Origin of the sequence: Confluentibacter lentus (assembly GCF_002806995.1) — a bacterium.
Classification (GTDB): domain Bacteria; phylum Bacteroidota; class Bacteroidia; order Flavobacteriales; family Flavobacteriaceae; genus Confluentibacter; species Confluentibacter lentus.
Genome location: NZ_NIHE01000003.1, coordinates 42,548 through 56,739, shown reverse-complemented (window position 1 = coordinate 56,739; position 14,192 = coordinate 42,548). Strand labels below are relative to the sequence as shown.

Annotated in this window: 16 protein-coding genes; 12 read left to right on the top strand and 4 right to left on the bottom strand. The window is 35.8% G+C overall.

The annotated features are described in order from the left end of the window. From CDH50_RS07120 to CDH50_RS07090, 7 genes are all read left to right on the top strand, one after another. Positions 1–1,305, top strand: coding sequence for a cryptochrome/photolyase family protein (locus tag CDH50_RS07120; RefSeq protein WP_100611331.1), 1,305 nt, complete (start codon positions 1–3; stop codon positions 1,303–1,305). 86 nt (positions 1,306–1,391) lie between these two features. Continuing rightward, entirely contained in the window at positions 1,392–1,721 is a 330-nt protein-coding gene (locus CDH50_RS07115; protein ID WP_100611330.1) for an ArsR/SmtB family transcription factor, read from the top strand. 72 nt (positions 1,722–1,793) lie between these two features. Next, complete coding sequence (locus CDH50_RS07110) at positions 1,794–2,261, top strand: DUF6428 family protein (protein ID WP_100611329.1); 468 nt, start codon at positions 1,794–1,796, stop codon at positions 2,259–2,261. 29 nt (positions 2,262–2,290) lie between these two features. Further along, positions 2,291–2,908: an arsenate-mycothiol transferase ArsC gene (locus CDH50_RS07105; RefSeq protein ID WP_100611328.1), complete on the top strand. Its 618-nt coding sequence runs from the start codon at positions 2,291–2,293 to the stop codon at positions 2,906–2,908. A 2-nt stretch (positions 2,909–2,910) separates the two neighbouring features. Continuing rightward, positions 2,911–3,957 carry an ACR3 family arsenite efflux transporter gene (arsB, locus tag CDH50_RS07100; protein ID WP_100611327.1) on the top strand — a complete coding sequence of 349 codons (1,047 nt, stop codon included), beginning with the start codon at positions 2,911–2,913 and terminating at the stop codon, positions 3,955–3,957. Positions 3,958–4,316: 359 nt separating this feature from the next. Further along, positions 4,317–4,610, top strand: coding sequence for a GIY-YIG nuclease family protein (locus CDH50_RS07095; protein ID WP_100611326.1), 294 nt, complete (start codon positions 4,317–4,319; stop codon positions 4,608–4,610). A 487-nt stretch (positions 4,611–5,097) separates the two neighbouring features. Continuing rightward, complete coding sequence (locus CDH50_RS07090) at positions 5,098–6,012, top strand: S1 family peptidase (protein ID WP_100611325.1); 915 nt, start codon at positions 5,098–5,100, stop codon at positions 6,010–6,012. 180 nt (positions 6,013–6,192) lie between these two features. Here the strand turns inward: CDH50_RS07090 and murA are convergent, their stop codons facing one another. The 3 genes from murA to CDH50_RS07070 all read right to left on the bottom strand — a co-directional run bounded on the left by murA (position 6,193) and on the right by CDH50_RS07070 (position 8,539). Then, positions 6,193–7,503, bottom strand: a complete 1,311-nt coding sequence (gene murA / locus CDH50_RS07080; protein WP_100611324.1) for a UDP-N-acetylglucosamine 1-carboxyvinyltransferase — start codon at positions 7,501–7,503, stop codon at positions 6,193–6,195. A gap of 9 nt (positions 7,504–7,512) precedes the next feature. Then, positions 7,513–8,175 (bottom strand): DUF4290 domain-containing protein, encoded by a 663-nt coding sequence (locus CDH50_RS07075; RefSeq protein WP_100611323.1) that lies wholly within the window; start codon positions 8,173–8,175, stop codon positions 7,513–7,515. 70 nt (positions 8,176–8,245) lie between these two features. Beyond that, positions 8,246–8,539, bottom strand: a complete 294-nt coding sequence (locus CDH50_RS07070; protein ID WP_100611322.1) for a DUF493 family protein — start codon at positions 8,537–8,539, stop codon at positions 8,246–8,248. Positions 8,540–8,672: 133 nt separating this feature from the next. On the opposite strand from CDH50_RS07070, the gene CDH50_RS07065 reads away from it, so the two are divergent. The 5 genes from CDH50_RS07065 (at position 8,673) to CDH50_RS07045 (ending at position 13,297) form a co-directional block, all read left to right on the top strand. Beyond that, on the top strand, positions 8,673–9,215 hold the full coding sequence (locus CDH50_RS07065; RefSeq protein ID WP_100611321.1) for an AAA family ATPase: 543 nt from the start codon (positions 8,673–8,675) through the stop codon (positions 9,213–9,215). Further along, entirely contained in the window at positions 9,215–11,119 is a 1,905-nt protein-coding gene (locus CDH50_RS07060) for a RecQ family ATP-dependent DNA helicase (RefSeq protein WP_100611320.1), read from the top strand. The genes CDH50_RS07065 and CDH50_RS07060 overlap by 1 nt, the downstream gene beginning before the upstream one ends. 86 nt (positions 11,120–11,205) lie before the next feature. Beyond that, positions 11,206–12,153, top strand: a complete 948-nt coding sequence (gene fmt / locus CDH50_RS07055) for a methionyl-tRNA formyltransferase (protein ID WP_100611691.1) — start codon at positions 11,206–11,208, stop codon at positions 12,151–12,153. 187 nt (positions 12,154–12,340) lie between these two features. Next, positions 12,341–12,613, top strand: coding sequence for an HU family DNA-binding protein (locus CDH50_RS07050; protein ID WP_100611319.1), 273 nt, complete (start codon positions 12,341–12,343; stop codon positions 12,611–12,613). A 123-nt stretch (positions 12,614–12,736) separates the two neighbouring features. Continuing rightward, positions 12,737–13,297 (top strand): YqgE/AlgH family protein, encoded by a 561-nt coding sequence (locus tag CDH50_RS07045; protein ID WP_100611318.1) that lies wholly within the window; start codon positions 12,737–12,739, stop codon positions 13,295–13,297. A gap of 1 nt (position 13,298) precedes the next feature. Here CDH50_RS07045 and CDH50_RS07040 read toward each other — a convergent pair whose 3' ends face one another. Then, the gene (locus tag CDH50_RS07040) at positions 13,299–14,135 is read right to left on the bottom strand and encodes an aminotransferase class IV (RefSeq protein WP_100611317.1); all 837 of its coding nucleotides are present in this window, start codon (positions 14,133–14,135) and stop codon (positions 13,299–13,301) included. Between the last annotated feature and the right edge of the window lie 57 nt (positions 14,136–14,192).

Below are 14,192 nucleotides of genomic sequence, written 5' to 3'. Positions count from 1 at the left end.
ATGCAGCAATCCATTAGCATATTTTGGCTTCGGCGCGATTTACGTTTGCATGATAACAAAGGCTTTTTTGAAGCTTTAAAAAATGAAGAAAACGTATTACCGATTTTCATTTTCGATAGACACATTTTAGAATCACTTCCTGAAGATGATGCTCGTGTTTCGTTTATTTTTGAAACGCTTCAAACGATGCGTGAAACACTTCAAAACAAGCATGACAGTAATTTGGCTTTGTATCATGGAAATCCTTTAGAAGTTTACAAACAATTAATAAACACCTACAACATCAAAGCGGTTTACACCAATCATGATTATGAACCGTATGCCAAAGAACGGGATTCTGAAATTAAGTACTTATTAGAAAAACATCGAATTTCATTTAAAACATATAAAGATCAAGTCATTTTTGAAAAAAATGAACTTGTAAAAAGCGACGGCACGCCTTATGTAGTTTACACACCATACATGAAGTTATGGAAGCAAACGTTCAAATCTCATAAGCTGGAAACCTATAATACCGAGGATTATTTTAAAAATTTAATCAAAAACAATGACGCGCCTAACCTCACTTTAAACGCTATTGGTTTTAAAAAATCATTGCAAACCATTGAGGATTATCGAGTTGATTCTAAATTAATTCAAAATTACGAAGCCACTCGGAATTTCCCTGCACAAGATACCACCTCCAAATTAGGGCCACATTTACGTTTCGGAACAGTGAGTATTCGCGACATGATTAGAAAAGCGACTTCAGAAAACAATGAAGTTTTTTGGCAAGAACTCATTTGGCGCGAATTTTTTATGCAAATTTTATGGCATTTTCCGCAAACGGCTACACAAAGTTTTAAACCACAATATGACCGTATAGTTTGGAGAAATAATGAAGCCGAATTCAAATTATGGTGCCAAGGCGAAACAGGGTATCCGTTGGTGGATGCAGGGATGCGTCAACTTAATGAAACGGGCTTTATGCACAACCGGGTGCGTATGCTAGTGGGGAGTTTTTTATGCAAACATTTATTAATCGATTGGCGTTGGGGCGAAGCCTATTTTGCCGAAAAACTGCATGATTACGACATGGCAAGTAATGTGGGCAATTGGCAGTGGGTGGCTGGTTGCGGTGTAGATGCAGCCCCCTATTTTAGAATATTCAATCCCACCACGCAAATTGAAAAGTTCGATAAGGACTTAAAATACATCAATCAATGGGTGCCAGAATTTCAAGAACTCACCTATCCACAACCTATGGTAGACCATGCTTTTGCACGGGAACGCTGCTTAAAAGTTTACAAGGAAGCTTTGAACTAAAAATCAAATCTTCAAAAAAAATCATTAAATAAATTTGTTCATTACCATATTAATCGTAATATTGCAATTAAACAATATAAACAATTATGGGTTTAACTAAAACAGCCATGTTCACCGATGAACAAAACAACATTGCCCTCATAGCAAAAGTGTTCGGTCATCCTGCCAGAGTTGCCATTCTTCAACATTTATTCAAAATAAATGCCTGTGTTTGTGGTGATTTGGTTAATGAAATCGGACTCGCACAACCCACTATTTCCCAACACCTAAAAGAATTGAAACACTTAGGACTCATTAAAGGAAATGTAGAAGGCACCAGCGTGTGTTATTGCATCGACACCGACAATTGGGCCAAAATGAAAAACACCATGTTCCAGTTTTTAGATCAAGATATCACAAAAGGAACCTGTTGTTAAAAAAATTTAATAGCATTCATCGCATGATTGCAATAAACAAATATAATAAAATCACCTTTTAATATTCATATTATGAAACTATCAGACATTAAATCCGTCCTCAACCAATCAAGCAACATAGCTTTTCAATTACCAAACGGCGACTTAGTGCCAAATCATTTTCATGTGACAGAAGTTGGTAAAATAACTAAACACTTTATTGATTGTGGTGGCACGGTTCGTAACGAAGAAATCGTGAATTTCCAATTGTGGAATGCTAATGATTACAACCACAGACTGCATCCTGAAAAATTATTGAAAATCATTGAACTTTCTGAAAAGGTTCTTGGTATTTCGGACTTAGACATTGAAGTGGAATACCAAGGCGATACCATTGGAAAATTCGGATTGGATTATAACGGCACCAACTTTTTATTGACTACCAAACAAACCGATTGCTTGGCAAAAGATAATTGCGGTATTCCTTCACAAAAACCAAAAGTAAAACTTTCTGACATCAAAGCTGAAGCGTGTTGTGCACCAAACAGCGGATGTTGTTAAGAAAGTCTCATATAAAAAGTCAATAAACCATGAAAGTATTTGAAAAAATAGAAAATATCATTTCCTCGCTAAATGTTGAAACCATTTCCAAAGAACGCAAAGAGACTTTGCAACCATTGATTGATTTTGTTCAAACAAAAGTCAATGACAACAAGGAGATTCGTATCAATTTCATTTGCACGCACAATTCACGGAGAAGCCATTTATCGCAAGTTTGGGCGCAAACCTTAGCCTTTCATTTTAATATTAAAAATATATTTTGCTATTCCGGTGGCACGGAAGCCACAGCATTGTTTCCCATGGCTGCAAAAACATTGGAAAACTCAGGTTTTCAAATAAAAACCATGTCGGAAGGAAACAATCCCATTTACAGCATCAAATATGCGGATAATGAACATCCTATTATGGGGTTTTCAAAAAAGTTGGATGATGAATTCAATCCGAAATCGGAGTTTGCAGCGATTATGACTTGCGATTCGGCAAACGAAGCCTGTCCGTTTGTTGCTGGGGCAGAAAAACGTATTCCCATCACGTTTGAAGACCCAAAAGCCTTTGACGGCACACCGCAACAAGCTGAAAAATACAATGAGCGCAGTTTGCAAATCGCCACCGAATTGTTTTACGTATTCTCTAAAATCAATCATTAAACATGGCATCACATAAAAAATTGAGCTTTTTAGACAGTTATTTAACGCTTTGGATTTTTATCGCCATGGCATTGGGCGTTGGTATAAGTTATTTTGTACCATCATTTCCAGAAATCATTAATTCCTTTAGTAGTGGTTCTACAAACATCCCCATTGCCATCGGGCTTATTTTAATGATGTATCCGCCATTGGCAAAGGTCAACTATGCATTGTTGCCAAAAGTGTTTCGTAACACCAAAATTTTATCGATATCATTAATCCTTAACTGGATTGTTGGCCCAGTGTTGATGTTTATTTTGGCCATCACGTTTTTACGGGATTACCCAGAATACATGGTCGCACTCATTTTAATCGGTTTGGCGCGCTGCATTGCGATGGTCTTGGTTTGGAACGACCTTGCCGATGGCAGTAGCGAATACGGTGCGGGTTTGGTGGCCTTAAACAGTATTTTTCAAGTGTTTGCCTATAGTTTTTATGCTTGGATTTTTATAACGGTGCTTCCGCCCTATTTCGGATTTGAAGGTGCTATTGTAGATATCTCCATCGCCACTATTGCAGAAAGTGTGGCCATTTATTTGGGAATCCCTTTTGCTTTGGGCATATTAAGTCGGTTGATACTCGTCAAACTAAAAGGTGAAACTTGGTACACCCAAAAATTCATTCCCACCATTTCGCCATTAACCTTAATAGCGCTTTTGTTTACCATTATTGTGATGTTCTCGCTAAAAGGTGAATTGATTGTTGAAATCCCGATGGATGTTTTAATCATAGCAGTACCCTTGCTTATTTACTTTACGGTCATGTTTATCATTGGCTTCTTTGTCACGAAAGCCGTGGGTGCCGAGTATGATAAAACAGCGGCAGTGGCATTTACGGCGGCAGGCAATAATTTTGAATTGGCCATAGCGGTTGCCATAGCGGTATTCGGACTCAATTCTGGGCAAGCCTTTGCAGGTGTTATTGGCCCGTTGGTGGAAGTGCCTGCCTTAATTTTATTGGTAAAAGTGTCTTTTTGGTTACGGAAAAAGTATTATTTGAAAGCGGTTTAAAATCTATAAAATGTATCGGGAAGCTTATTAAACTAAGGTTCTCGATACAAAATACTCCGTGCCTCCGTATTTCACTCGAACTGACAGCCTAACTTTAAACATAATTAATAACTCAAATGTCACTTCGAGTATTTTTTGTGGAGCGGGCGGAACGAAAAATGTATCGAGAAGCTTTACAACTAAAAAAGGTTCTCGATACAAAATACTCCGTGCCTCCGTATTTCACTCGAACTGACAGGCTAACTAACTATAATACAATTAGCAACCTAGATGTCACTTCGAGTGGATTTATGAAGTGCAACGGAACAAATTTATATCGAGAAGCTTTAACAAATACAACTATATATTATATTTAAAGCATGAAAATCTACTATGTATATATTTTAAAATGCTCTGATGATACTTACTACACAGGTTTTACATCCAATTTAGAAAAAAGATTAATTGAACATCAATCGGGAAAACATAAAGACTGTTATACCTATTCCAGACGCCCCATTCATTTAGCCTTTTATGCTGAATTTACAGACCCCAATATTGCTATTGCAACTGAAAAGCAAATTAAAAAATGGTCGAAAGCTAAAAAAGAAGCATTGATTAATGGTGAATTTGATAATCTTCCAAACCTAGCTAAGAAAAAGTTTAACTCTTAACGGTTCTCGATACAAAATAGCTCGTGCCTCACTATTTCACTCGAACTGACAAGCTAACCAACTAAAAACACAATTAACAACCTAAATGTCACTTCGAGTGTTTTTTGTGGAGCGAGCGGAACAAAAAATGTATCGAGAAGCAAAACAGCGAAAACCTTATCCAAAATTATTTCTTAATATAAATCGTGCTTGTCATTGACTTCGTCGAATCTTCGATTTCCTGCACAGGCAGGAATCCAATATTAATTAAGTTAACTTCATTTTGGATTCTTGACAAAGTGTATCAAAAGCGTTAATAACTATGTTAAAAATACTTACAAATTAGTATTGATTTCTTACTATTAAAAAACTAACTTCGTTTATCGGTTGATATTTCATTGAAACAATTCATATCATTTCGTTAGCGAACAGTTGTGCAAACTAAAGATGAAATTAAAGGAATGTATAGGACAATCGATATTTAATCATTTTTTTTTAAAAACCATAAATGAAGAAGATTGTAATACTCATAATACTCGCCATACTTAGCGAACAATTATTTTCCCAGTCGGAAACTGATAGATTTAGATTCTTAAAATTAGATATGTCAGTTGTGAAATTATTTCATAAAGGCAAACCAATTGGCAGTGGTTTTGTAATTAAAAACTTTTACATCGTCACAAATTTCCATCTTGTGGAGCAGATTATTGAATCTAAAAAAAACAAGGAAGAAATAAATGATACGATTTATTATAATCCCTCTCTTCATAATGAACTAGAATCTCAGGATGATAGAACAAGAAACCCAGCATTTGTACTTTCGAATTTTTTTGAAAACGACACAATTTACAATTATGGTAAATACTCTGACTTGGTTATTTTAAAATCACCAAATAACAAAAACCTTACTTCGTATTTACCAATTTCTAGAAAAAATTATTTTCGTGGAGATGATGTCATAGCAGCAGGATTTCCTTTAGCATTACAAAACTTAACTATTAGCTCAGGAATAGTGGGAAACGAATTTTTCGGACCTTTTGTGCCAAAAGAGATATCATCCTTAATTCCTTTTGCTCGTCCATGGTATGGTCAAAGTGATTTTATCAATGCTCCAGGGAGTTCTGGAGGGCCAGTTATTAAGCTTGGAAATACAAAGGATAAAGATAGTATTGTGGGAATTGTTTGGGGTGGTCGAAAAGCACTTAACCAAGATATTAGTAGTCTTCTAATATTTTATGAGGAAAAACTTAATGATATTGTTTCAAAAAAGGACACTTTTAATATAGATTTACCTGAACATCGTGAACTTTTTGAGAAATATATTATTCTAAATAGTTTAAAGCTCTCGAATACACAAATACCAATTTTTACTAATGTTTATCATCTAAGAGAATTATTGGATTTGATAGGTTTAGAATATTAACCTAATATTTTAGGGTGGGTAGAATGGAAAACCGTTCGCTAACATTGGCTATAATTCATTGTTTCTGACTTTCCTCTCGGAAAGTCTTCGCAAATTTGCTATCTTCGTTTTGCGGCGGAAAATCCTTGCGGATTTTCACGCAACGAAACCATAGCCAAAACGATAAGCGCAACTAATACTTTACTCCAACCTCTCAATCCTAGCCCCAATAGCACGTAAACGTTCGTCAATATGCTCGTAACCTCTATCAATCTGCTCGATGTTTTGTATGGTTGATGTGCCTTTGGCGGACAAGGCTGCAATCAATAACGACACCCCGGCGCGAATATCGGGCGAGGTCATGGTCATTGCTTTTAATGTGGATTTAAAGTCGTGTCCAATTACCGTAGCACGATGCGGGTCGCACAAAATAATTTTGGCACCCATATCAATCAGTTTATCCACGAAGAACAAACGGCTTTCAAACATTTTTTGGTGAATAAGGACACTGCCTCTAGCTTGTGTGGCCACAACCAAAATAATACTCAATAAATCGGGTGTAAACCCTGGCCAAGGCGCATCGGCAATGGTTAAAATAGAACCATCAATAAAACTTTGTATTTCATAGCCATCGGTATGTGCTGGAATATGAATATCGTCGCCACGTCTTTCAACCGTGATGCCTAACTTTCTAAATACGGTTGGAATAATACCTAAATCGTCCCAAGACACATTGGTAATGGTCAGTTCACTTTTGGTCATCGCCGCCAAACCAATCCAGCTACCGATTTCAATCATATCAGGCAACATGGTATGATGCGTCCCTGTTAATTTTTCAACCCCATCAATAATCAACATATTAGATCCTACACCGCTGATTTGTGCGCCCATGCGGTTCAGCATTTTACATAATTGCTGTAAATAGGGTTCGCAAGCAGCGTTATAAATGGTGGTTCTGCCTTCGGCAAGCACCGCAGCCATCACGATATTGGCTGTCCCAGTTACCGAAGCTTCTTCAAGGAGCATATAAGCGCCTTTTAATCTATCGGCTTCAACACCGTAAAATTGGTCTTCTTTATTATATCTGAATTTGGCTCCTAAATTAATAAGGCCTTCAAAATGGGTATCTAATCTGCGACGCCCGATTTTATCACCTCCCGGTTTCGGAATGTAACCTTTACCGAATCTGGCAAGCATCGGGCCGACAATCATAATGGAACCACGTAATCCACGGCCATCTTCTTTAAATTCGTCGGATTCCAAAAATTTTAAATTAACGTCATCCGCTTGAAACGTATAGGTTCCTTTGCTGATTTTTTCAACCTTCACACCTAACTTTTTAAGTAGGCTTATCAGTTTATTGACATCAACAATATCTGGAATGTTATGTATAGTAACGAGGTCTGGAGTAAGAAGTACGGCACATAAAATTTGTAACGCTTCGTTTTTAGCTCCTTGAGGCTGAATGCTTCCCTTTAGTTGGTGGCCTCCTTCAATTTTAAATGTTCCCATAGGTGGTGGTTAGTAACGTTTTCTTGGGCGATTGCTTAAATTACTCTTTTTATGATGGCCTCCTTTTTTGTTGTTATTGGTGGTGGCAAATTTGGTTTTACTACGCATTAAACTGGTGGCATCGGACAAATCTTCTTCGGAATTCTGTAAATTTATTTTTCCGCCTGAAAGCTCATATAAATGACCGTAAATCACATCATCTTCCACAGTGTCTTTATTCCAATTTAAAAAACACTTTTTCATGTGGTTGGCAATAGTAAAAATAAGCGCTTCCTTAAGATCGCCTTCTTCCCACGTATTGGCAACGTCTATCATCGTTTTAATATTGTTTCCGTAAAAACGATATTTAGGAAAATTTTGTGGGTATTTTAACGGATCAGGACGTTCTGCCAGCAATTCCCGAGATGGTTTTGGGTATGGTGAATCGACATCCAATTCAAAATCCGCCATAATAAACAATTGGTCCCAAAGTTTATGTTGGAAATCGGGCACATCGCGTAAATGTGGTTGCATGTTTCCCATAACCGCAATAATGGCTTTTGCCACTTTATCGCGTTCTTCTTTGGTCTCACGGGTTTTAGCGTAATGAATCATTTTTTGCATATGGCGACCATATTCTGGAATGATTAAATGTTCACGCTCGGTATTGTATTCTAAATCGTCTATCGTCAAAATTAAAGTGTGTGTAGAGTTAAATGTTGCTGCATGTAGTTGTTATGCTGCCGCAAAATACAAAAAAAAATTAAAGACTTATGACGCCTTCCACTTTTTCTGCAACTTCAAGGTACTTTTCTATAACAGCATCTGGATTTCTCATTAAAATATTGATGGAAACACTGGTGTACTTGCCGTTTTTAGATTCCGTCGTATTGATAACGGCGCCCATATTATCGAAAATAGCCTCTAAAACGGCTATTTTATGCACATCTGTGGGGATAATGAATTTATATAGATATTCTGCAGGCCAATTGGCACTTTGTCGTAATTGCTCTCTTAATTTATTGTAAAATTCATCCGAATTTTGCGGTGTACTCATAATATAATTCTAAGCTACAAATATACAGTTTCCATTTAATTTATAGAGGCAGCCATAGGATTTGATATAATTTTAACTCGAAATTGGTAGTCTTCATTTTAATTCCGATTTTTACAGCTAAAATCTTACCCATTTGAACACGAAAAGAATTGTTATTACAGGTGGCCCTGGTACAGGAAAATCATCTATTATAAACGACTTGATGCAACGCGGTTTTACCTGTCTTGAAGAGATTTCTAGGGATATTATATTGGAAGCCCAAAAACAAGGCATTGAACAATTGTTTTTAACGAATCCGTTGTTATTTAGCGAACGCCTTTTAAATGGACGCAAACAACAATATGCAGATGCTTTGAATGAAACCGCCAATCCTGTTTTTTTTGACAGAGGTGTGCCTGATATTGTTGCTTACATGGATTTTAAAGGAGAAGATTATCCACAACATTTTATTGACGCTTGTAAAGATTGCGTGTACGATTATGTGTTTATTTTAAAACCGTGGCAAGCCATTTATACCAGTGATAATGAACGATACGAGGATTTCGGACAAGCCATGCAAATCCATGAACATTTATTAAACACGTATCAAAAATACGATTACAAGTTGTTGGATGTGCCTTTTGACACCGTTGAAAACAGAACGAATTATATTTTAAAAACCTTAAACATCCTTTAGTGACGCACCCTGTAAACATATTAGAACGTTACTGGAAGTTTACAGAATTCAGGCCTTTTCAAGAAGACGCCATCAATGCCGTATTGAAAGGTGAAGACACGTTTCTTTTATTACCAACGGGCGGTGGAAAATCACTATGTTTTCAAGTACCGGCGTTAATTAAAGAGGGTATTTGTATTGTTATTTCACCCTTAATTGCCTTGATGAAAGAGCAAGTACAAACCTTGCAGGATAAAGGCATTAAAGCGATGGCTTTGACTAGTGGCATTAGTTATGCGCAATTAGACACGCTTTTGGATAATTGCATTTACGGAAATTATAAGTTTTTATACCTATCGCCCGAAAGGTTACAACAAGAACTGGTGCAAGAACGCATCAAGCAAATGAACGTGAGTTTGATCGCAGTTGATGAAGCGCATTGTATTTCGCAATGGGGAAGCGATTTTAGACCAGCTTATAAAAACATCGCCTTATTACGGCAGATTCAGCCGACTGTGAATATGATTGCGTTGACGGCATCGGCAACTCCAAAAGTAGTTGAGGATATTATTAAGGAACTCGATTTTATCAATCCGAAAGTCTTTAAGCAATCGTTTTACAGACCCAATTTGGCTTACATGGTATGTCATGAAGATGACAAATACTATCGTATTGAAACCATTTTAAAGAAATATAAATCGGCGTCCATTGTTTATGTTAGGAATCGGAAATTGACTTTGGAATTGAGTGGATTTTTGGAATCGAAAGGTATTTTGGCGACGTATTATCATGGTGGACTTTCCAATGCTGAAAAAGATACGCACATGAACCTTTGGCTGAACAACAAAAAACAAGTGATGGTTGCCACCAATGCGTTTGGGATGGGCATTGATAAACCTGATGTAAAAACAGTCATCCATTTAAATCTGCCTGAAAGTATGGAAAGCTATTTTCAAGAAGCGGGAAGGGCTGGGAGAAATGGCGACAAAGCCTTTGCTGTTATTTTAAAGAATAATAGCGATGAAGGTATGGTGAAAAGTCAGTTTTTAAATGTGCTTCCCACGGTCGATTTCATCAAGCAAGTCTATAGAAAACTGTGTAATTATTTTCAAATCCCTTATGGTGAAGGAGAATATTCAACGTTTGATTTCGACTTTAATACGTTTTGTAAAACCTATGATTTTAATAGTGTTCTTTCTTATAATGCGTTGCTGGCGTTGGATAGAAATAGCGTCATTGGGTTATCCAAACAATTTAAAAATAACATATCGGTTCAATTTATCATAGCCAATAATGCGCTTTTCAGTTATTTGGAAAGGCATCAAAATTTAAATATTATTGTGAAATCCATGCTCCGTATTTATGGTGGTATTTTTGACCACGACACTAAAATAAATACGTCCATTGTTTCGGAAAAAGCATCTGTGGCGGAACCTGAATTGATTTCGGCTTTGATTCAACTGGAAAAAGATGGTATTATTAAGCTGAATTTAGCGAAAACAGATGCACAAATCACGTTTATTGAGCCTCGGGAAGATGATAAAACCATCAATCGGATTGCTTACATCATCAATCAGCAAAACGAGCTAAAACAGCAACAAGTGAAGGCGATGTTGGATTATGTTGAAAATGATTCGGTTTGTAAAAGTATGCAGCTACTCGCCTATTTTGGTGAAAAAAAGATAGAACCTTGTGGCATTTGTTCGGTGTGTGCCAATACTAAAAAAACAACGCCACCCCAAGATGCCAAAACCATAAAAAACCGTATTATTGAATTATTGGAAACAGGAGACCAGTCATCTCGGATGATTGAAACTACTTTAGGGATTTCGGATAAAGACCTAAAACCTGTATTACTCTTAATGTTGGAACATAACATCATATCGATAACAAAAACGAATACTTACAAATTAAGTCATTTATGAAATGAGCTTCCAAAATATTTGTCTTTTTTGGGATTATAATATGCGAATTGCTTCTGACCATTAAAAAAACAATAAAATACCAACAGATGAAAAATTTAAGGATTGTATTTATGGGCACGCCCGATTTCGCCGTAGCGACTTTAAAAGCCTTGGTCGAAAACCATTATCATGTAGTCGGCGTTATAACGGCGCCCGATAAACCAGCGGGTCGCGGACAAAAGCTTAGTGAAAGTGCCGTGAAACAATATGCTGCATCGCAGAACCTAAAAATTTTACAACCAACTAATTTAAAAAACGAAGCTTTTTTACAGGAATTGAAATCCTTAAACGCCAATCTGCAAATTGTGGTCGCTTTTAGAATGTTGCCCGAAGCCGTTTGGAAGATGCCAGAATATGGTACTTTTAATTTACATGCCTCATTATTGCCTAATTACAGAGGTGCAGCACCTATTAATTGGGCGATTATTAATGGGGAAATAAAAACAGGGGTCTCTACCTTTTTTATAGATGATAAAATTGATACTGGGGATATGATTCTTCAAGAAGAAATACAAATAGATTTCGAAGAACATGCAGGGAGTTTACACGATAAATTGATGGAATTGGGCAGTCAATTGGTTTTAAAAACAGTTGCGTTGATTGAAAAAGGACAGCCAGAAACCGTTCCACAAAAAGATCCAGCAAATATAAAAACCGCTTATAAACTGGACAGGGACAACTGTAAAATAGATTGGAATGGTTCCCTAGACAGTATTTACAACCATATTCGTGGATTGAGTCCGTATCCCGCCGCTTGGTGTACATTAATTAATGGAACTGATGAACTGGATGTGAAAATTTATAAAGCCGAAAAAGAAATCGCCCATCATTCCAAAAGCATAGGGAGTATTGTTTCAACCAAAAATGAATTAAAAGTAGCTGTTGAAAATGGATACATCATTATTAAAGAGATTAAACTTCCTGGAAAACGCACGATGGACATCAAATCATTTTTAAATGGTTATAAATTTGAAGCAGATGCAAAAATGCTCTAAGCCCTTAGTATCATTGACATTTTCAATTAATCGATGAAATAACCTGCCTTTATTAACAAATAAATTAAGTTATCAACAATAATATGGATTTACCACGTTATTACTTGCAAGATTGCATAATCCGTATAAATTTGTAATAGGATTTAACAAAACGTTTAACCTTTTATTAATAATTAAACTTTATATTATGAACAAAACAGATTTAATCGACGGAATGGCAGAAAATGCTGGAATCACTAAAGCAGCTGCAAAAAAAGCTTTAGATTCTTTATTAATTGATATCGAAGGTGCTTTACAAAAAGGCAAAAGAGTATCTTTAGTTGGATTTGGTTCTTGGTCAGTTTCTAAAAGAGCTGCAAGAGAAGGAAGAAATCCTCAAACTGGTGCTACTATCAAAATTAAAGCTAAAAACGTTGTTAAGTTTAAAGCTGGTGCAGATTTATCAAACGCTGTAAACTAATTGTTTACCTCTTTAATATGTAAATAAGCTTTCTATACTTTAGAAGGCTTTTTTTATTTTAATCCATTCCTTGTTGTTTTTTTAATAAATATATGCTAGATTTAATTAAAAAAAATTAATGGCATGATAACTATTAAACCTAAAAGAGGTAACCTGTTAATCGCCGAACCTACCATTCTAGGCGATTCCTCTTTCAATCGCTCCATAATTCTTTTAGCAGACCACAATGAAGAAGGTTCTATTGGATTTATACTTAACAAACCTTTAGAATATAACATTAGTGATTTAGTGCCTGAAATTGAAGCGCCTTTTAAAGTCTACAATGGAGGGCCCGTTGAGCAAGATAATTTATATTTTATACATAAAGTTCCAGAATTAATCCCAAATAGTGTTGAAATTTCATTGGGAGTATTTTGGGGAGGCGATTTTAATAATGTAGCCGAACTTATTGCCAACAATGAAATCAAGGAAACGGATATTCGATTCTTTTTAGGATATTCTGGTTGGGAGGTGAATCAATTGGAAAATGAATTGAAAACAAACTCTTGGCTAGTCACCGAAAACATTTATAAAAAAGATATTATTGCCAAGGACTACGAATCTTTTTGGAAAGAAAAAATGCTGGAGTTTGGTGGCGAATACAGTATTTGGTCCAATGCTCCAGAAAATCCGAATTACAATTAATTCAACTTATTTTTTCATTTAAGAGATTTAAAAGCATTGTTGACACATCCTTTACAAATGCTTTTTTTCTATATTTCGTTATAGGTTGAATGCCTACAATCACGTTCGTAATGAATAATTCATCGGCCTGTTGAAGTTCAAAAGGCGATATGGACGTTTCTTCTAAAACATATTCAGGCATACTTTTTACAATCGCCATAACTTGTTTCCGCATGATTCCTTTTAAACAACCATCTAAAATGGGTGGTGTTTTTATCGTATTCCCTTTTACAAGAAAAATATTGCCATTCAAAGCCTCTACAACTTGTTTATCGGTATTTAAAAGCAAGCAGTTTTGCAATTTATTTTCCTTGGCATAGATACTAGCAATGACATTTAAAGCTTTATTGTTTGTTTTTAAAGTAGATAACAAACCAGGTGCTATAAAATAATCTTTGAATAAATCCACTTCATACACATCGTCCTTAATTCCATAGAATTGATTTTCAAGTGGCTTGGCAGTGATTATAAAACTAATGATATTGGTGTTTGGCAAATACAATCCGCCTTCATTTCTATGAATAAGCAATTTAACTCTGGCTGAAGTATCTTTTAGATTATTAGCTTCTAAAGTTTTAAATATTTGGTTCTCCAGAAATTCCATAGTAAAATTCATGGGAATCTCCATTCTCATGATACGCATGGAAGCCATCAACCTGAAATAATGATCTTCCCAAAACAATATTTTATCTTTAGAAACTTTGATGGTTTCAAAAAGGGCATCACCGTAAGTGTAGCCTCTGTTATTTATGGATAATATGTTCGTTTCTTCTACAGCTGTGCCATTAAAATTAATCATAAAAAAGCCCTATTCCTTAGTTTTTTTTTGGAATAGAGCAAATATATAATTTATATT